Annotated in this window: 16 protein-coding genes, 1 tRNA gene and 1 pseudogene; 8 read left to right on the top strand and 10 right to left on the bottom strand. The window is 71.9% G+C overall.

Annotated elements, in window-relative coordinates:
• The first annotated feature begins 156 nt into the window (after positions 1-156).
• The 3 genes and pseudogenes from ABT023_RS07165 (at position 157) to ABT023_RS07155 (ending at position 2,516) form a co-directional block, all read left to right on the top strand.
• Positions 157-393 (top strand): hypothetical protein, encoded by a 237-nt coding sequence (locus ABT023_RS07165; RefSeq protein WP_350882620.1) that lies wholly within the window; start codon positions 157-159, stop codon positions 391-393.
• A 143-nt stretch (positions 394-536) separates the two neighbouring features.
• Positions 537-900: pseudogene (locus tag ABT023_RS07160) on the top strand (replication initiator); the annotation flags it as partial.
• Positions 901-1,118: 218 nt separating this feature from the next.
• Entirely contained in the window at positions 1,119-2,516 is a 1,398-nt protein-coding gene (locus ABT023_RS07155; RefSeq protein ID WP_350882618.1) for a hypothetical protein, read from the top strand.
• Positions 2,517-2,981: 465 nt separating this feature from the next.
• Here the strand turns inward: ABT023_RS07155 and ABT023_RS07150 are convergent.
• From ABT023_RS07150 to ABT023_RS07120, 7 genes are all read right to left on the bottom strand, one after another.
• Positions 2,982-3,053, bottom strand: a tRNA-Val gene (locus ABT023_RS07150).
• A gap of 82 nt (positions 3,054-3,135) precedes the next feature.
• Positions 3,136-3,603, bottom strand: a complete 468-nt coding sequence (locus tag ABT023_RS07145; protein WP_350882616.1) for a peroxiredoxin — start codon at positions 3,601-3,603, stop codon at positions 3,136-3,138.
• Between the two features lie 120 nt (positions 3,604-3,723).
• Positions 3,724-4,161 (bottom strand): DUF3052 domain-containing protein, encoded by a 438-nt coding sequence (locus ABT023_RS07140; RefSeq protein ID WP_350882614.1) that lies wholly within the window; start codon positions 4,159-4,161, stop codon positions 3,724-3,726.
• Between the two features lie 112 nt (positions 4,162-4,273).
• Positions 4,274-6,886: a transketolase C-terminal domain-containing protein gene (locus tag ABT023_RS07135; RefSeq protein ID WP_350882612.1), complete on the bottom strand. Its 2,613-nt coding sequence runs from the start codon at positions 6,884-6,886 to the stop codon at positions 4,274-4,276.
• A gap of 51 nt (positions 6,887-6,937) precedes the next feature.
• Positions 6,938-7,420, bottom strand: coding sequence for a MarR family winged helix-turn-helix transcriptional regulator (locus ABT023_RS07130; RefSeq protein ID WP_350882610.1), 483 nt, complete (start codon positions 7,418-7,420; stop codon positions 6,938-6,940).
• An 86-nt stretch (positions 7,421-7,506) separates the two neighbouring features.
• A complete protein-coding gene (locus ABT023_RS07125) occupies positions 7,507-7,911 on the bottom strand; it encodes a secondary thiamine-phosphate synthase enzyme YjbQ (RefSeq protein ID WP_350882608.1) in 405 nt (134 codons plus the stop codon).
• 55 nt (positions 7,912-7,966) lie between these two features.
• Complete coding sequence (locus ABT023_RS07120; RefSeq protein WP_350882606.1) at positions 7,967-8,200, bottom strand: hypothetical protein; 234 nt, start codon at positions 8,198-8,200, stop codon at positions 7,967-7,969.
• A gap of 239 nt (positions 8,201-8,439) precedes the next feature.
• On the opposite strand from ABT023_RS07120, the gene aceE reads away from it, so the two are divergent.
• Positions 8,440-11,178, top strand: a complete 2,739-nt coding sequence (gene aceE, locus ABT023_RS07115) for a pyruvate dehydrogenase (acetyl-transferring), homodimeric type (RefSeq protein ID WP_350882604.1) — start codon at positions 8,440-8,442, stop codon at positions 11,176-11,178.
• A gap of 139 nt (positions 11,179-11,317) precedes the next feature.
• On the opposite strand, the gene ABT023_RS07110 is transcribed toward aceE, so the two are convergent.
• Positions 11,318-11,764, bottom strand: coding sequence for an SRPBCC family protein (locus ABT023_RS07110; protein WP_350882602.1), 447 nt, complete (start codon positions 11,762-11,764; stop codon positions 11,318-11,320).
• A gap of 244 nt (positions 11,765-12,008) precedes the next feature.
• Here ABT023_RS07110 and ABT023_RS07105 point away from each other — a divergent pair, with 244 nt between their 5' ends.
• The 3 genes from ABT023_RS07105 (at position 12,009) to gltX (ending at position 16,131) form a co-directional block, all read left to right on the top strand.
• Positions 12,009-13,367: a GH1 family beta-glucosidase gene (locus tag ABT023_RS07105; protein ID WP_350882600.1), complete on the top strand. Its 1,359-nt coding sequence runs from the start codon at positions 12,009-12,011 to the stop codon at positions 13,365-13,367.
• A 4-nt stretch (positions 13,368-13,371) separates the two neighbouring features.
• Entirely contained in the window at positions 13,372-14,649 is a 1,278-nt protein-coding gene (locus ABT023_RS07100; RefSeq protein WP_350882598.1) for an MFS transporter, read from the top strand.
• 72 nt (positions 14,650-14,721) lie between these two features.
• Positions 14,722-16,131 carry a glutamate--tRNA ligase gene (gene gltX, locus ABT023_RS07095; RefSeq protein ID WP_350882596.1) on the top strand — a complete coding sequence of 470 codons (1,410 nt, stop codon included), beginning with the start codon at positions 14,722-14,724 and terminating at the stop codon, positions 16,129-16,131.
• Between the two features lie 121 nt (positions 16,132-16,252).
• Here the strand turns inward: gltX and ABT023_RS07090 are convergent, their stop codons facing one another.
• Positions 16,253-16,816, bottom strand: coding sequence for a copper resistance CopC family protein (locus ABT023_RS07090; RefSeq protein WP_350882594.1), 564 nt, complete (start codon positions 16,814-16,816; stop codon positions 16,253-16,255).
• 277 nt (positions 16,817-17,093) lie between these two features.
• On the opposite strand from ABT023_RS07090, the gene ABT023_RS07085 reads away from it, so the two are divergent.
• Entirely contained in the window at positions 17,094-17,786 is a 693-nt protein-coding gene (locus ABT023_RS07085) for a hypothetical protein (RefSeq protein ID WP_350882592.1), read from the top strand.
• A 57-nt stretch (positions 17,787-17,843) separates the two neighbouring features.
• On the opposite strand, the gene ABT023_RS07080 is transcribed toward ABT023_RS07085, so the two are convergent.
• A complete protein-coding gene (locus tag ABT023_RS07080) occupies positions 17,844-18,770 on the bottom strand; it encodes an NADP-dependent oxidoreductase (protein ID WP_350882590.1) in 927 nt (308 codons plus the stop codon).
• Between the last annotated feature and the right edge of the window lie 8 nt (positions 18,771-18,778).

Here is an 18,778-nt window from a genome sequence, read left to right as displayed (position 1 = left end):
ATCGCTTGCTAATGAGCTGCGCAGCCGACAGAGGTGACCTGTTCGAACGGTCCGCCAGAGTCCGCAGGCGTCCGTCTTCGCTCACCTCGGTCGTCACCCGGTTCGTCAGTCAGTACACGGGCAGGCTTCCTTGTCCGCGTGCGTTCTAATGGCCTCGTGCCGAAACCCTCGCCCCCCTCACTTCTCTACTACCTGCGGTTCCCCTTGTGGCTCTTCACGTTGCCCGTGCTGCTGTTCGCCGGCCTTCCTGCCTTGATGTTGGCCGGTCACGGCGATTTTGGCGGAGCTGCGCTGATCTTGATCGGCAACGTCTACGCGATCATCCTCGGCCGCCTGCTCCTCGCTAGAGAGCTCCTCGGGAAGGGGAGGGTGAAGCCCGAGGACTTAGCCTGAACGCTTCCCAACTCGTCCCCCATCTTCGCTCGCTAGCCATCCCTGCCTGCCGCCCACCCGCCCTCCTGGGGAACGGGCCGCCGCCCGGTCCGCCCGTCAAGCGGACCTTCCGCCGCGGCATCCCCCGCGCCCAGATCGTCACCCACGCCGACCCCGACGGCGACCACGCCGCCCACCTCATCGACGCCTGCTGGCGACTCGGCCGACCGACCTGCACCCCGGTCCCCCTGTCCCAGCGGCCCCGGGACCCACGACCCCGGCCCGGCTTCGTCGACCGCTGGGAGTGCCCCGAATGCGGCACCCACACCCGATACCAGCCTGCCCCGTCTGCGTCGCCCACCGTCAAGCGCCCTTGACACCGAACCGACGAAACCGGCCAACCCCAACCCGTACACCCGACTGCGCCGGTGGGCCCACATGCTCGGCTTCGGCGGCCACTTCCTCACCAAAGCCCGGCGATACTCCGTCTCGGGCCTGCCACGAACAGCCCTGACCCGGTGGCGCCACCGCTGATGTTCGAACGCGACGTCCCCCGCGATCTCCACCACCACCGTCGGTTCCACCCGCCCGTACCGCAGCGGCCCGGCCGCACGGGCTTCACCCAAGTTCCGGAGGTCTGGGACCTTTGGTCCCTGGACATGAGCCCTGCAGGGCAACGATCTCTGCCCTGCAGGATGCGCACGGTTCGCTTGCGCCCGACTGCGCCCGACGGGTTTGCTCTTCCAATGGGTAGCGCACGCGAGCGCCGCGAAACAGCGCGCGCGGCGGATACGTTGCCTCAGCGAACCGCCGCAGCGCCAGCGACCCTGCTCGGACTGCAGCGCCTCGCGGGGAATCGCGCCGTCGATGCTCTGCTGACGGGCGCAATAAAGGCACCGGGCACCGGGTTTGTGGTGCAGCGCAGGGAGGAGAACAACGCCCCGCTCGCGGAGATCCAGGGTCTGCCGATGTACGACCTTTTGCCTCGATTGGCCAAGCTCGCAGAGAAGGTTCTCAGTGATGAGGAGGCCGGCGGGTTGGTCGGCGGACCCAGGCTCGTGCTCGCCATGCAGACCGTGCGCGCCAAAATGCAGCGGGATCTGGAATTTCTTCTCAGAGAAAAGAAGCGGGTCGAGACACTTCCTCGGGATCAAATCGCGGACATTGTCAACTTTCTGTGGGGACCGAACGTCGGCACTAGTTCCGCGCTCGTGAACACGGATTTGGAGATGGATCCGATAATCGCGCCACCCGCCAGTGTCAGACTACCGGGCGAGGCGGCGCGCGCTGGCGACGGCGGCATCACCGTGGACGACGAGTCCGGGCCGCAAGGCATCAGCGATTTCGAAGAAGACCTGCCCGAGAATCGTAGCCGCATCAGCGGCGTCGTGCTGGACCCGGAAACAAAAGAAATCATCGGGTACCGGACGTTTCATGCCGACGGACTCTCCCGACTCGTCGATCGCGAGGGAAATTTTGTCGTGGATGCCGGGGCTGCGGTCGGCGTCGAATCCGAAGGGCTCGGGCCGCTGGACTACGTTCCGACACCGTCCGGCGTCGGCAAGGGCGCCGCTGGCGTCGGCGCGAAACTGCTTGTCAAAGGCGCACTGAAGAAGGGAGCAGCCTCTGGCAGCAAGGTGACGCTGGGCGCCATACTGAAAATGAGGAATGTCGCCAAGGCTGTCGCCAGGAAAGCGATTTCGCCCAACGCGGAAGGAAAGGGTTTCATTCAGGCAATACGATCCGGGCAGCGAGTCAGCCGCACATTGTCCGTCGAGGCGGCCGAGTCTCTCGCGAAGAAATTCGATAAGGGCAGGCCGATCATCGCAGCCGAAATGAACAAGCGTGGCATCATCGGGCCATTCGATTCTTTCTCGGTATTCACCAGAGGCCACGGCGGCGCGTACCAGGCCCACCACATGATTGAACAGTCCGTTCTCAAGCATCTTGGGCACGACGTCCAAAAGGCTCCGTCGATCATTCTGACAGCAGGTCAGCATTCGCCGATTTCTACCGCGCTGGCCAAGAAGATCCCTAAGGACGAATTGGAGCACATGACCAAGAAAGAGATTCTCGATTTATACCAGACGGTCTACAAGGGCATGCCGGAGTGGATCGCCGAAGTTGAGCGGTATCTCAAGTAGGACGCGCTCAGCTCAATGCCAGCAGCCTAAGTTGATCAGGCCACCCTTGATGGCCCACCCGGCGAACCAGGTGGCGTCGTCGGTGTAGATCCGCATGGTGTTGTCGGACAGCTCGGCGACTTGCAGTGCCAGCCGGAACGAGTTGATCTACGGCTGCATCGGACCCAGGTTGGTGGGGAGTTCACCGCGCTTGCTGGCCATGGCCGTCGCCTCCAGACAGCACTCGCGTGCCGTTCGTCTGCTGCCGAATGAGGGGGTCGGAGCGGCGGTGCGGCCCGGGTTGGTGGTGCCGGCTGCGGTGGGGGTTGCGGTGGACCGTTTCCGCGCTTTGGGGGCTTCTCGGGGCGGAGCCAGAAGGCGTTGTTTCGACGATCGGTAAACTAGGTAAGCGAGTCCTGTCCGACCGATCAAGCTCTTTGAAGTTGTGATCCTCCGCCTGCGTTTCCGCAGGTGAAGGGGGGTTTGTGGGCGCGGCAGGTTTCGAACCTGCGACCCCTCGCTTGTAAGGCGAGTGCTCTCCCACTGAGCTACGCGCCCCGAACGCCCGTGCGGCGGGCCGGAGTCCGGCAATCCTACCCTGCCGGCCCCGGCCCGACGCGCCGGTGTGCCCGGGATGGGATCAGGCGGCGACGGCCTCGGTGAGGGCCTTGCGCCAGCCCCGCTGGTCGCGCGCCTCGCCCGGCATGTTCATCTCGGCGAACCGGACGACGCCGGCCTTGTCGATCACGAAGGTACCCCGGTTGGCGATCCCGGCGACGTCGTTGAACACGCCGTACGCCTGGGCCACCGCGCCGTGCGGCCAGAAGTCGGCCAGCAGCGGGAACTGGTAGCCCTCCTTGTCGGCCCAGATCTTGTGGCTGTAGACCGAATCCACGCTGACGGTGAGCACCTGTACGTCGTCGTTGACGTACTCGTTGAGGTTGTCCCGCACCTCGCAGAGCTCGCCCTGGCAGATGCCGGTGAAGGCGAGCGGGTAGAAGACCAGCAGCACGGTGCGCTTGCCACGGAAGTCCGACAGCCGGACCTCCTGGTTGTTCTGGTCCTTGAGCACGAAGTCCGGCGCGTCTGCGCCAACCTCGATCGGCATGCAAGCTCCTCAGGTCGAGTCAGGGTCACATCAGCCTGCCACCACACTCGGCGGCCGGGGCTGCCGGGTGTGGTGGCGGAGGACTGCTGCCCGGTCTTGCCCCGGGCGGGGCCGCTGCTGCTACTTCTTGGCCTTCACACCCCGGCGCAGCACCAGGCGGGCACCGCTCCAGTCCCGGCCGGCGTTGACCGTGGAGGTCTGCTGGAGGCCGGCGGTGGGAGCGGACTCCGCGACCTCGCTCGGCTCGACGTGACCCTCCCGCCCGGCCTTGGGCGTCAGCAGCCACACGACGCCGTTGTCGGCCAGCGGGCCGAGGGCGTCGACGAGGAGTTCGAAGAGATCACCGTCACTGTCGCGGTACCACACCAGCACCGCGTCGACCACCTCGTCGGTGTCCTCGTCGACCAACTCTCCACAGCGGTCGGTCAGGGCGTCTCGGAGATCCTGGTCGACGTCTTCGTCGTACCCCATCTCCATGACGACCATCCCCGGCTCGATACCGAACCGGTCCGCCAGGCTGCGTACCCCGTCGGCGGCCTGACCAGCGGTCGCGCTCACTGTCGCGTGCCTCCTCATCTCGTCCCTGCTCGCGGCATCGTTGCGATGCCGTCAGGCAAAGTCCACACACTCGTGGCTCCCCGCGCAAGTGGCGCACCGGGTGGATCGGAATTTACCGTGCCAGCAGCGTACGGGCACCCTGGGTGATGGCCTCCTCGGAGACCAGCACTTGGCGCGCTGCCGGGCCTAATGGTACAAACGAGTCAATTGCCGCCACCCGCAGCGCCGCTCCGACATACCCCCCGTCCACCAGCGCCGCGAGCACCCCCTCCCCGACCCCGCCGGACCGACGCGTCTCGTCCACGACCAGCACCCGGCCGGTCGCGGAGGCCTCCCGGACGATGTCCGCGACCGGCAGCGGCGCGATCCAGCGCAGGTCCACCACCCGGGTGCCGACCCCCTCGTCGGCGAGGGCGGCGGCCGCGCGCAACGACATCCGCACGCCGTTACCGAAGGTGATGATGGTGACGTCCTCGGCCGAGCCCACGCCGTAGACCCGGGCCCGCCCGACCGGGACGTGTCCGGCCGCCCACGCCTCCGGCTCCGGATAGTCGGCCAGCCACTCGCCGTCGCCCTCGGCGTACAGGTCGCGGGTGTGGTAGAGCGCGATCGGCTCGACGAAGACGCACACGCTGCCGTCCACCGCCGCGCTCGCCAGGCAGGCGCGCAGCATCGCCCCGGCGTCGTCCGGGCGGGCCGGCACGGCGATCACCAGGCCCGGCACGTCGCGGAGCACGGCGAGGGAGTTGTCGTTGTGGAAGTGCCCGCCGAAGCCCTCCTGGTAGGCCAGCCCGGCCACCCGGACCACCATCGGATTGCGGAACGCGCCCGAGGAGAAGAACCGCATGGTGGCCGCCTCGCCGCGGAGCTGGTCCTCGGCGTTGTGCAGGTACGCCAGGTACTGGATCTCCGGCACCGGCAGCAGCCCGGCCAGCCCGGCGCCCAGCCCGAGCCCGAGGATCGAGGTCTCGTCGAGCAGGGTGTCGAAGACCCGGGCCGCGCCGAACCGGTCGCGCAGCCCCTTGGTCACCCCGTACACCCCGCCCTTGGCGGCGATGTCCTCGCCGAAGACGACCATCCCGGGGTGGTCGAGCATGCCGTCGGCGAGGGCGGCGTTGATGCTCTGGGCCAGGGTGAGCGGGCCGGCCGACTCGGGCAGCCGGCCGCTGAACGCCTCGGCACGGGCGACCGCGCCGGGCCCGGCGGCCCTGGTCGCCGCGTCGGCCACCGCGCGGGCCACCCGGGCCGGCCGCCGGGGCGCGATCTCGGCGACCACCTCGGCCGCGGAGGCGAGTTTCGGCTCGCCGAGCACCTCCTCGGCGATCCGGCGTACCTGCCAGCCGCGCTCGTCGTAGCGGGTCAGCAGCTCGTCGGCGGTGGCCACGCCGGCGGTGACCAACAGCCGCGCGGTGGCCAGCAGCGGATCCCGCGCCAGGTCCGCGGCCAACTCCCCGGGGCGGCGGTACGCGGCCTCCGCGTCGGCCCCGGCGTGTCCCATCAGCCGCACGGTGGACAGGTGCAGCACGGCCGGCCGCCGGTGCCGGCGCACCCAGCCGGCCGCCTCCACCGCCGCCTCGTACGCGTGCACCGGGTCGGTCCCGTCCGCGGCGAAGTAGCGGATGCCCGGCTTGGCCCGCAGCGTCGCCTCCACCCAGCCCCTGGGCGAGCGGACGCTGATGCCGAGGCCGTTGTCCTCGCAGACGAAGAGCACCGGGATGCGCAGCCCGGTGTGGTCGTACCAACCCGCGGTGTTGAACGCTGCGGTGGCGCTGGCGTGGTTGACCGAGGCGTCGCCGAACGAGCAGACCACGATGGCGTCCGGCGGCCAGGGCGAGCGGGGTGGCTGCCCGACGTCGCCGGCCGGGGCCGCCCCGGCCGGCCGCCCGGCCGGGTCACGCCGGCGCAGCCGCTCCAGGGCCAGGCCCGCGCCGACCGCCCGGGGCAGGTGCGAGGCGATGGTGGAGGTGGTCGGGACGACGGCGAGATCGGCCCGGCCGAAGACCTTGTGCCGGCCCCCGGCGATCGGCTCCCGGGCGGAGGCGACCATGCCGCGCAGCACGTCCCGGGCCGCTTCGGCGTACGCGTCCTCCGGGCCGGTCTCCCCCGCCGGGCGGGCCCCCTCGGCGGCGCCGCCCCCCGCTGCGGCGTCGGCCGGCGGGTCAGCCGGGCCGTTCGGGCGGACTGCGCCGGCCGGGCTGGTCGGACCGGCCGGGCTGGTCAGGCCGGCGTCGGGGCCCTCGGCACCGGTGACGGCGGCATCGGTGACGGCGGCGTCTGGGTCGGTGTCCGGGCGGCGAGGGCCGGCGTGGTCGTCCGCGCCGCCCTCGTCGGCGTTCCCGGTCGGGTCGGGGAAGGTCAGGTCGGGGAAGGCGGTCCGGCCGGCGGCCAGGGCGGCCCGGAGGCAGTAGAACGCGCCCGAACGGTAGTGCAGCAGGGCGGGGTCACCGGGACGCAGCGCGGCGGCGACCGCCGCGTTGCCCTCGTGGCCGGCCGACCCGATGGTGTGGAAACCCTCGCCGAAGCTGCGCAGCCACCGCCCGGCGAGGTCGAGTTGCCGGCTGGTGACCTGGGCGTCGAAGAGGTCCAGCAGTTGCGCCCCGGTCAGCGCCGTGCCGTCGCGGACGGGCTCGGCCGGGTCACGTCGCCGAGGCGCGGCAGCCAGCCCGTCGAGGGCCTCCCGGAACCGGTCGTCGAGATCTTGCGGGGTGGTCACGTCGGACAGCATTACCGACTCGACGCCCGCTCGCCCACTCAGACACGATTCGCCCGGCGTGGCTCAGTCCTCCGCGCACCGCTGCGGGCAGCCTCCGTCTGAGACCTTCCACACCAGCTCGCGCAGGGTGGCCAGCTCGGCGTCGGTGAGCCCGGAGAGCAGTCGGGAGTCGGACATCACCCGTTCGACGTGGCCGCGCGTCCGCCGGCCTGCCTCGGTGACCGCCAGCGTCTTCAGCCGGCGGTCCGTCGGGTCGGCCCGGCGCTCCACGAGCCCCGCCTGCTCCAGTTTGTCGACCAGGGTGGTGACGTTCGACCGGTCGCAGCCGAGCTGCTCGGCCAGGTCGCGGGCCGGCTGCGGGCGGTCCGGGTCGAGCTGGTGCAGCGCCCGGGCGGCGGCCGGGGTGAGCCCCAGCTCGGCCACCTCGGCGTCCTGATGGTGCCGCACGGCCGCCGCCACGTGCAGGAGCCGGCGCACGGTGTCCCCGGCGAGGCCGGAGCGGTCGCCCGCGTCGGGCCCGCTGCCGGGAGGGACTGGGTGCGGCATGGGCGTCATCGTACGTCCGGCCTGCCGAGGGGGGGACCGTCCCGCCCTGAGCCGGTGCCGATGGGCGGGCGGGGTCCCGCCCCGGGTCAGCCCGGCAGGAACGAGAGACGCACCTTGCGGGTGGGGTTGTCGCCGTTCGTGTCGACCAGGCAGAGGGACTGCCAGGTGCCCAGCGCGAGCCGCCCGTCGACCACCGGCAGGGTCGCGTACGGCGGGACGAAGGCGGGCAGGACGTGGTCCCGCCCGTGCCCCCGCGAGCCGTGCCGGTGCTGCCAGCGGTCGTCGGTGGGCAGCAGGTCGTCCAGCGCCCGCAGCAGGTCGTCGTCGGAGCCCGAGCCGGTCTCGATCACGGCCAGGCCGGCGGTCGCGTGCGGCACGAAGACGTGCAGCAGGCCGTCGCCCTGGCCCGAGACGAACCGTTCCGCCTCGGCGGTGATGTCCCGGACGGTCGGCCGGGACCCGGTCTGGACGGTGATCACCTCGGTGCGCATACGGCGCATTCTGCCCGAGGCACGGCGTGCCCGCCGGCAGCCGCCGCGACGGCGGTCACCAGCTTCCGCCGCCCCCGCTGTCGCCGCCGCCCGACCAGCCGCCACATTCCCCACCGCGCCGGCGGCCCGCCCGGTCGAACAGCACCAGGCCCGCCGCCAGCAGGGCCAGGCCGAGCACGCCGGACCGGGCCGCGTCGAGTTCCCCACCGGCGAGCCCGATCAGCGCCAGCAGGAGGACGAGCCCACCGACCAGTACGACTGCGCCGGCCAACCCCCGCAGCATCGTCATGGCCCGACGGTAGGGGGCGCGGGCAACCCGCCCGCCACGCCGGACGGGACGGGACGGTCCGGGTAGGCGCAGGGGCCTCAATGCTCCGCCGAGGCCCCGGACGGGGCGGCCGACCCCAAATTACCGACGGGTACCTGTGTCCAGCGTCGCGTCCGGGGGAGGCAGACGTGACGATCACCGCCGGGAGGAGGCAGGATGGCAACCAGAGACCTGTCCCACACACAACCGAGGGAACGCCTGTGGCCACGGAACGCAAGCGCCCGGTGATCACCGCCGGTCTGCCGAGCCAGCTTCCGGACATCGACCCCGAAGAGACCGGCGAATGGATCGAGTCGCTCGACGGAGTGATCGACGAGCGCGGAACCAAGCGCGCCCGATACGTCATGCTGCGTCTGCTGGAGCGGGCGCGCGAGCGCCAGGTGGGGGTGCCGTCGCTGACCACCACCGACTACATCAACACCATCCCGCCGGAGCGCGAGCCGTGGTTCCCCGGTGACGAGCACATCGAGCGGCGGATCCGGGCGTACGTCCGGTGGAACGCGGCGATGCTGGTGCACCGCGCGCAGCGCCCCGAGATCGGCGTCGGCGGGCACATCTCCACCTTCGCCAGCTCGGCATCGCTCTACGAGGTGGGCTTCAACCACTTCTTCCGGGGCAAGGACCACCCGGGCGGCGGCGACCACATCTTCTACCAGGGTCACGCCTCCCCCGGTATGTACGCGCGCGCGTACCTGGAGGGGCGGCTGAGCGAGAACCAGCTCGACGGGTTCCGCCAGGAGCTGTCCCACCCGGGCGGCGGGCTGCCGTCGTACCCGCACCCGCGGCTGATGCCGGACTTCTGGGAGTTCCCGACCGTCTCGATGGGTCTCGGCCCGCTGAACGCGATCTACCAGGCCCGGTTCAACCGGTACCTGCACCACCGGGGCATCAAGGACACCTCCCAGCAGCACGTCTGGGCGTTCCTCGGCGACGGCGAGATGGACGAGGTGGAGTCGCTCGGCGCGATCGGCGTGGCCGCCCGCGAGGAGCTGGACAACCTCACCTTCGTGATCAACTGCAACCTCCAGCGGCTCGACGGGCCGGTCCGGGGCAACGGCAAGATCATGCAGGAGCTGGAGGCGTTCTTCCGGGGCGCCGGCTGGAACGTCATCAAGGTCGTCTGGGGCCGCGAGTGGGACCCGCTGCTCGCCGCCGACACCGACGGCGCGCTGGTCAACCTGATGAACACCACGCCCGACGGCGACTACCAGACCTACAAGGCGGAGTCCGGGGCGTACGTGCGGGAGCACTTCTTCGGCCGTGACCAGCGGACCCGCAAGATGGTCGAGGGGTTCACCGACGACGAGATCTGGAACCTCAAGCGGGGCGGCCACGACTACCGCAAGCTCTACGCGGCCTACAAGGCGGCGACGGAGCACACCGGTCAGCCGACGGTGATCCTGGCCAAGACGATCAAGGGCTGGACGCTCGGCTCGCACTTCGAGGGCCGCAACGCCACCCACCAGATGAAGAAGCTGACGCTGGATGACCTGAAGCTCTTCCGCGACCGGCTCTACCTGGACATCTCGGACAAGACGCTGGAGGAGAACCCCTACCTCCCGCCGTACTACCAGCCGGGCGAGAAGTCTGACGAGATCGCGTACCTGAAGGAACGGCGGCAGCAGCTCGGCGGTTACCTGCCGTCGCGGCGGACCGCCGGCAAGGCGCTGGCGATCCCGGGCAGCGAGCGGTTCGCCGACGTCAAGCGCGGCTCCGGCAAGCAGAAGGTGGCCACCACGATGGCCTTCGTCCGCCTGCTCAAGGACATCATGAAGGACAAGGAGTTCGGCAAGCGCTGGGTGCCGATCATCCCGGACGAGGCCCGCACCTTCGGCATGGACTCGCTCTTCCCGACGCAGAAGATCTACTCGCCGCACGGCCAGCGGTACACCTCGGTCGACCGGGAGCTGTTCCTGTCGTACAAGGAGTCGACGACCGGGCAGATCCTGCACGAGGGCATCAACGAGGCCGGCTCGGTGGCCTCGTTCACCGCCGCCGGCACCTCGTACGCCACCCACGGCGAGCCGATGATCCCGCTGTACATCTTCTACTCGATGTTCGGCTTCCAGCGCACCGGCGACGGCTTCTGGGCGGCGGCCGACCAGATGGCGCGGGGCTTCGTGCTCGGCGCGACCGCCGGGCGGACCACGCTCAACGGCGAGGGCCTCCAGCACGAGGACGGCCACTCGCTGCTGCTCGCCGCCACCAACCCGGCGGTGGTCGCCTACGACGCGGCGTTCGCGTTCGAGCTGGCGCACATCGTGGAGAACGGCCTGCACCGGATGTACGGGGAGCAGCCGGAGAACATCTTCTACTACCTGACCATCTACAACGAGCCGATCCACCAGCCGGCGGAGCCGGCGGACGTGGACGTGGAGGGCCTGCTCAAGGGCATCTACCGCTACTCCCCCGCCCCGCAGGTCGACGGCCCGAAGGCCAACATCCTGGCCTCCGGCACCGGCATGCAGTGGGCGCTCAAGGCCCAGCAGTTGCTCGCCCAGGACTGGGGGGTGGCCGCCGACGTCTGGTCGGTGACCTCCTGGGCCGAGCTGCGCCGCGACGCGGTGCAGTGCGAGGAGCACAACCTGCTCAACCCGGGCGCGGAGCAGCGGGTGCCGTACATCCAGCAGAAGCTGGCCGACGCCGACGGCCCGAAGGTCGCGGTCAGCGACTGGATGCGCGCGGTGCCGGACCTGATCGCCCGCTGGGTACCGGGCGACTACACCTCGCTCGGCACGGACGGGTTCGGCATGTCGGACACCCGGCACGCGCTGCGTCGGCACTTCCACGTCGACGCCGAGTCGGTGGCGGTCGCGACGCTGCGGCAGCTCGCGCTGCGCGGCGTGGTGCCGGCCACGGTCCCGGCCGAGGCGGCCAAGAAGTACGCGATCGAGGACGTCAACGCGGCCCCGGTCGGCGAGACCGGCGGCGACAGCTAGGGCGGCGAGCAGGGGGCCCGGCGCGGTGAACAACGCGCCGGGCCCTTCGTCTGCCCCACCCCTGGCAGGGTGATGGTCCGGCATCCCTGGCGGGGACGCCGGACCATCTTCATCGCGGGTGACGCCGGGACGGGCCCGGTCAGCCGACGGCGGCCAGATCGGTGAGCCGGGCCAGCGAGTCCTCCAGGTCGGCGCCGACCCGACGCAACCCGAGCCGGAGCAGGGCGGCCTTGACCGGGCCGGCCGGCCAGCGTACGACGATGAGCCGCACGACGGTCCCGCCCTGCTCCTCGTCCCCGGTGAGCTGGACGTAGATCTCGGTCCGGGCCTCGGCCCGGGCACCGGCGCCCTTGGCGCGCTCCCGCCAGCCGATCAGGTTCGGCTCCTGGTAGGCGATCACCTCGGCCTCGTGCGCCGACCCGCGCCCGGCCTGGACCAGCTGCCGGCGACCGAAGCCCTCTCCCGAGAGCACCTCGGCCGCACGGACCCCCGCCAGCCAGGCCGGCAACTGCTCGGCCCGCTGGACGACTTCCCAGACCGCTTCCACCGGCGCCGCCACGTGCGTACTGCGTTCCACGAGGATCATTTTCGTTCTTTCCCCCACTGAGGACATCCGCGATATTCCGCACTCTATGCACGAAAACGGACTTACTAGGACTTCTTCGGAAAAGACACGCCGAAAACCCTTGCGCACCGATCGCCGGCCGCCTATGGCGCGATCGGCGGTCGGGGGCCTAGAGTCCGAACACGTTTCGCGTTTCGCGGGTCGCGCTCCCGGCGTCCCCGCGGACCCACGAACGCCGTCGGTTCTCGACTCGCCTGGAGGGTGCATGACCACCGAGCCGCTGCCCGAGTTCCCGGCCGGATTCCGCTGGGGCGTCGCCACCTCCGCCTACCAGATCGAGGGGGCGACGACCGCCGCCGGACGCGGGCCGTCCATCTGGGACACCTTCGCGCACACCCCGGGGCTGGTCGCCGACGGCAGCACCGGCGACGTCGCCTGCGACCACTGGCACCGGACCGGCGAGGACGTCGCGCTGATGGCCGGGCTCGGCGTGTCGGCGTACCGGTTCTCGGTCGCCTGGCCCCGGGTCCAGCCCGGCGGCACCGGCCCGGCCAACGCCGCCGGCCTGGACTTCTACGACCGGCTCGTCGACGACCTGGCCGCCGCCGGCATCGACCCGGTCGCCACCCTGTACCACTGGGACCTGCCGCAGCCGCTGGAGGACGCGGGCGGCTGGCTGAACCGGGACACCGCCGCCCGGTTCGCGGAGTACGCCGACCTGGTGGCTGCCCGGCTCGGCGACCGGGTCAAGCTGTGGATCACCCTCAACGAGCCGTTCGTCCACATGAGCCTCGGCTACGGCACCGGCCAGCACGCCCCCGGCCGGACGCTGCTGTTCGACGCGTTCCCGGTGGCCCACCACCAGCTTCTCGGGCACGGCCTGGCCGTCGCCGCGCTGCGCGCCCGCACCACGAGCCCGGTGGCCATCACCAACAACTACTCGCCCGTGCGGGTGGCCGGCGACACCGACGCCGACCGGGCCGCCGCCGACGCGTACGACGCACTGCACAACCGGCTGTTCACCGACCCGCTGCTCGGCCTCGGCCACCCCGACGTCCCCGGGGCCGACACGGGGGCCGTCCAGGACGGAGACCTCGCGGTGATCGCCGCGCCGATCGACGTGCTCGGCGTCAACTACTACAACCCGACCGGCGTACGGGCCCCCGACGCGGACTCGCCGCTGCCGTTCGAGCTGGTGGAGCTGACCGGGTACCCGCGCACCGCGTTCGACTGGCCGGTCGCGCCCGAGGGGCTGCGCGAGCTGCTCACCGGCCTGCGCGACCGGTACGGCGACCGGCTGCCGCCGATCCAGGTCACCGAGAGCGGCTGCGCCTACGACGACGCGCCGGACGCCGACGGCCGGGTCCACGACCCGGAGCGGATCGCCTACCTGGACGGGCACCTGCGCGCCGTGCGGGCGGCGATCGACGACGGCGTGGACGTGACCGGGTACTTCGTCTGGTCGCTGCTGGACAACTGGGAGTGGGCGGAGGGCTTCACCAAACGCTTCGGCCTGGTGCACGTCGACTTCGCCACCGGGGCCCGCACGCCCAAGTCGTCGTACGCCTGGTTCCGCGACGCCGTCACCCGGCCGGCGGGCCCCGCGACACCGAGCGCGGAGTAGGGCCGTGACCACCGTCGACCCGCCGCCGGCCGTGCTCCCGGCGGCGCTCGCCGAGCCGATCGCGCCGGTTCGGCGGGGCTGGATCGCGCTGATCTTCGCGGCGAACCTCGGGGTGTGGATGGCCTTCTTCACCCCCATCCAGGTGCTGCTGCCCCAGCAGATCGAGCGGATCGCCCCGGGCGACAAGGAGGCCATGTTCGCCGTGGTCACCGGCCTCGGCGCGCTCGCCGCCGTGCTGGCCAACCCGCTCGCCGGGGCGCTGTCGGACCGGACCTGCCTGCGGCTGGGCGGTCGGGAGCTGGGCCGCCGGCACGTCTGGACGGCCGGCGGCGCGATCCTCGGGGCGCTCGCCCTGGTGCTGCTGGCCCGGCAGAACACGATCGCCGGGGTGGCGGTCGGCTGGGTGGCCGCCCAGGTCTGCTTCAACGCGATGCTGGCCAGCCTCACCGCCGGCATCCCGGACCGGGTGCCGGTGGTGCAGCGCGGTGGCGTCTCCGGCTGGATCGGCATCCCGCAGTCGCTCGGCCTGGTGCTCGGCGCGGTGCTGGTGACCGCCCTGGTGACCGGCAACGCCGCCGGGTACGCCGCGGTCGCGCTGGCCGTGCTGCTGCTGTCGCTGCCGTTCGCGCTGCTCACCGCCGACGACCCGCTGCCCCGGGAGCACCGCCCGGCGCTGCGGCTGCGCACGCTGCTCGCCTCGATGTGGATCAGCCCGCGCCGGCACCCCGACTTCGCCTGGGCCTGGATCACCCGGTTCCTGGTCCAGCTCGGCAACGCGCTGGGCACCCTGTACCTGCTGTACTTCCTCACCGACGGGGTGCGCCACCCCGATCCCGAGGGTGGGCTGCTGATCCTGATCCTGCTCTACACCCTCGGGATGATCCTCACCGCCGTGGTCGCCGGACGGCTGTCCGACCGGTCCGGGCGACGGAAGGTCTTCGTGATCGCCTCGGGCCTGGTGATGGCGGTGGCCGCGACGCTGCTGGCCATCGCCCCGGTCTGGTCGATGGCCATGGTCGCCGCGCTGCTGCTCGGCGCGGGCTACGGCGTCTACCTGTCCGTCGACGCGGCGCTGATCACCGAGGTGTTACCGACGGCGACCGACCGGGCCAAGGACCTCGGGGTGATCAACATCGCCAACTCCGCGCCGCAGGTGCTCGGCCCGGCACTGTCCGCCCCGCTCGTGGTGCACCTGGGCGGCTACCCCACCCTGTACGCGGCCACCGCGGCGGTCACCCTGCTCGGCAGCGTCCTGGTGGTCAAGATCCGCTCGGTGGCCTGACCGACCCCGTCGGGAGGGGGTGGCCCGGCCCCCTCGCGGAATCCGCTGGCCGACGGCCGTAGGCTGGGGGACGTGACGGTACGTGTGCGCTTCGCCCCTTCCCCGACCGGTATGTTCCACGTAGGCGGTGCCCGCTCGGCCCTGCAGAACTGGATCTACGCCAAGCAGCAGGGCGGGGTGTTCGTGCTCCGCATCGAGGACACCGACGCGGCCCGCAACAAGCCGGAGTGGACCGAGGGCATCCTCTCGGCGCTGGACTGGATCGGCATCGCCCGGGGCAGCTACGAGGGCCCGCACTTCCAGTCGTCGTACGCCGGGGAGCACCGCGCCGCCGCCCAGCGCCTGTTCGAGGCCGGCCGGGCGTACTACTGCGACTGCACCCGCGACGCCGTGCAGGCCCGCACCGGCTCCCAGTACCAGGGCTACGACGGCTTCTGCCGCGACCGGGGGCTGGAACCGGGCGAGGGTCGGGCGCTGCGCTTCCGGACCCCCGATTCCGGCGAGACCGTGGTGGTCGACCTCATCCGCGGCGAGCCGACCTTCGAGAACAAGCTGATCGAGGACTTCGTCATCGCCCGGGGCGACGGCTCGCCGGTGTTCCTGCTGGCCAACGTCGTCGACGACATGACCATGGGGATCACCCACGTGATCCGGGCCGAGGAGCACCTGCCCAACACCCCGAAGCAGCAGCTTCTCTGGGACGCCCTCGGGGTCACCCCGCCGATCTGGGCGCACGTGCCGGTGGTGGTCAACGAGAAGCGGCAGAAGCTGTCCAAGCGGCGGGACAAGGTCGCCCTGGAGGCGTTCCGGGACGAGGGCTACCTCGCCGACGCGATGCGCAACTACCTGATGCTGCTGGGCTGGGCGCCGTCCGGCGATCGGGAGATCGTGCCCTGGTCGGTGATCGAAAAGGAGTTCCGGCTGGAGGAGGTCAACCCCTCCCCCGCGTTCTTCGACGAGAAGAAGCTGCGCGCGTTCAACGGCGACTACATCCGGGCGCTGCCGGTGGACGAGTTCGTCGCGGCCTGCCAGCCGTGGCTGACCGGCACCGACACCATCGCCCCACCGCCGTGGCAGCCGGAGGAGTTCGACGCGGACGCGTTCGCCGCGGTCGCCCCCCTGGCCCAGACCCGGATCGCCGTGCTCAGCGAGATCGTGCCGAACGTCGACTTCCTCTTCCTGGCCGCACCGCTGATCGACGAGGCGGCCTGGGCCAAGGCGATGAAGGGGGGCGCGGCCGAACTGCTGGACGCGGCGGTGGTCGCGTTCGAGGCGCTGGAGTCGTGGGACGCCGACGCGCTGAAGGCGACGCTGGAGGCGGTCGGCGCGGAGCGTGGCCTCAAGCTCGGCAAGGCTCAGGCGCCGGTCCGGGTCGCGGTCACCGGCCGCACCGTGGGCCTGCCGCTGTTCGAGTCGCTGGAGGTCCTCGGCCGCGAGCGCGCCCTCACCCGGCTGCGCGCCGCGCGTCTCCGCCTGCCCTGACCCGCACGCTGCCCCGGCCCGCACGCGAAGGGCCCGCCGGTGACCCGGCGGGCCCTTCGCCGTCGGTGCCCGGGCGCGCCGGCGCTGGCCCCTCGCCGGATGCGCCCGGGCGCGCGCCCGGTCAGGGGCGGGGCGAGCGGCGGCGCAGCAGGAGGCCGGCGGCGAGGGCCGCGAGGACGGCGAGCCCGCCGAGCGCCCAGAGCCAACCGGCACCGCCGCCGTCGTCGTCGGAGCGTTCGGCGGCGGCCGGGGCAGCCGCCGGCGGGCTCGCCGTGGCCGCCGGTGACGACGGCGCGGCCGTCGGGGCGGCGCTCGCTGTCGGGGGCGACGACGGGGGCTCGGCCGGGGTGCCGGTGGTGAGGGTGAACCGCACCTCGCCCTTGACCGGGTGGCCGTCGCCCGAGGCGACCTGGTACCCGACGACGTAGCGGCCGGCGGCCCCGGGCGCGAACGGGACGCTCACCCGGCTTCCGGAGAAGGTGGGCTCACCCCCGAGCGCGGCCACGTTGTCCGGACCGGTCACTGTGATCTTCGTCGTACCCGGGTCCGGCTTCGCCAGGAAGCGAAGCTCGATCCGCTGCGGCGCGGCGGCCACCCGCGCGCCGTTCTCCGGATTGCTGCCGGTCAGCGAATTGTGTGCCGAAGCCGGCGACGCCGGGAGCGCCAGCGACACACCGAGCGACACACCGAGAACCACTAGCCAGGTACGCGCCACACGTGGGAATGTGCCCCCCATGAACCCCTCCGGAAAGGTACTATCCGCCCGCTAATCAACGGCTGATGGTTAGTCGGCCCAGGATCGCAGATAGTTCCAATTCCCGATCCAGTAGCTGCAACTGATCGACGTTCCGCACAGTCTTAGAGGTGGGCACCCGCCCTGGGGGCATGGTCACCGCCGTCGACCGACCAGCGCGTGACCCGCAGTGAAGCCATCCAAATCGAAACGGGGCGAGGAGGCGGCGATGGTCCGACAGGTGAGGCGGCTGATCGCGTTGGCCGCAGGGGTGCTGCTGGCGGCGGTCCTCACGGGACCGGCCCACGCGGGCGGTCCGGCGCGGACCCCCGGCCCGCCGCGCGTGGCGGTGCCTGCCGCCCCGAAACCGCAGCCGGCCGGCGTGGACATCACCGGCGACCGGCTCGCCGAGCCGCTGCGGCTGCGGGCCGCCACCCACTCCGCCGCCGTGCTCGCGGTCATCGACCAGGTGAGCTGGCTGGGTCGCACCGGCTCGCCCTCCGGCCCGGCCGCGAAGGACCTCGGCCCGAAGTACACGGTCGTGGTGTTCGCCGGGGAGATCGCCACCCAGACGTACGACCTGTACCCGCTGGCCAAGGGCGGCCCGCGGGTGTACCGGCCGGCGAAGCAGCCGGGCCCGTCCCCCAAGGCCAAGGCCGGCTGGTTCCTCGGCCGGCTGAACATGTCGGAGACCCTGCGCACGGCCGGGGTGCCGCTGGAGCTGCAGCCCGACACGGTCGGCGGCGGCGGCGTCGGCGGCGGCGAGCGGGTGGCCCCGGACGAGTCGCTGAACCCGGGCCAGGACCTCGACGAGGCCCTCGGCGAGTTGCAGCGGCTGCTGCTGCTCAACGTCGGGGTGATGCTGGTGATCACCCTCGGGCTGGCCGGGATCGCGCTGCTGATCCGCCGCCGCACCCGCTGAGCCACGCCCGCCGAACCGCCTGAGCCGACCGCGCTACCCGGCCGGGCGGTCGGCCGGTCAGACCTCCAGGACCACCTTGCCCCGGACGTGTCCCTGCTCGACCAGGCGCTGCGCCTCGGCCGCCTGGTCCAGCGGGAACGTCCGTGCCACGTGGACGGTGAGCCGGCCGGCGTCGACCAGCCCGGCCAGGACGCTCAGGTCCGCCGTGGACGGTCTGACGAACAGGTAGCTGCCGCCGAGGCGGGTGACGTGTTCGGGGTCGGCGGTGGAGACCAGCCGGGCGGGGCGGGTCAGCAGCTCGGCCGAGACGTCCAGCGCCGCCCCACCGAACAGGTCCAGGGCCACGTCCACCCCGTCGGGGGCGACCGTGCGGACCCGGTCGAGCAGCCCGTCGCCGTAGCTGACCGGCTCCGCGCCGAGCGACCGGACGAAGTCGTGGTTGGCCTCACCCGCCGTGCCGATCACCTTGCCGGCGCCGAGCGCCCGGGCGATCTGGACGGCGAGGTGCCCGACCCCGCCGGCCGCGCCGTGCACCAGCACGGTGTCCCCCGCCCCGGTGCGGGTGAGCTGGAGCGCCTGGTACGCGGTGAGCCCGGCCAGCGGCAACCCGGCCGCCTCCGCCCAGGACGCGCGGACCGGCTTGTCCGCCACCGTCCGCTCCGGGGCCGGCACCAGCTCCGCGTACGTGCCGTGCTGGATGTCGTCGCGGCGGACGTACCCGATCACCTCGTCGCCCACCGCGAACCCGGCCACCGCCGGGCCCACCGCGGCCACCACGCCGGCCGCGTCCCAGCCGGGCACCAGCGGGAAGTGGGCGGGGATGGCCGCGTCGAGGTGCCCCTCGCGGATCTTCCCGTCGACCGGGTTGACGCCGGCCGCGCGCACCCGCACCAGCACCGTGTCCGGCCCGACCGGCGGGTCGGGGAGCTCCCGCACGGCGAGCCGGTCGGCGGGGCCGTACGCGTCGATCGCGATCGCCTTCACCCTGTTCA

This window comes from Micromonospora sp. NPDC002296, assembly GCF_040296145.1.
Taxonomy (GTDB): Bacteria; Actinomycetota; Actinomycetes; order Mycobacteriales; family Micromonosporaceae; genus Micromonospora.
This window is presented reverse-complemented; position numbering and strand designations above follow the sequence as displayed.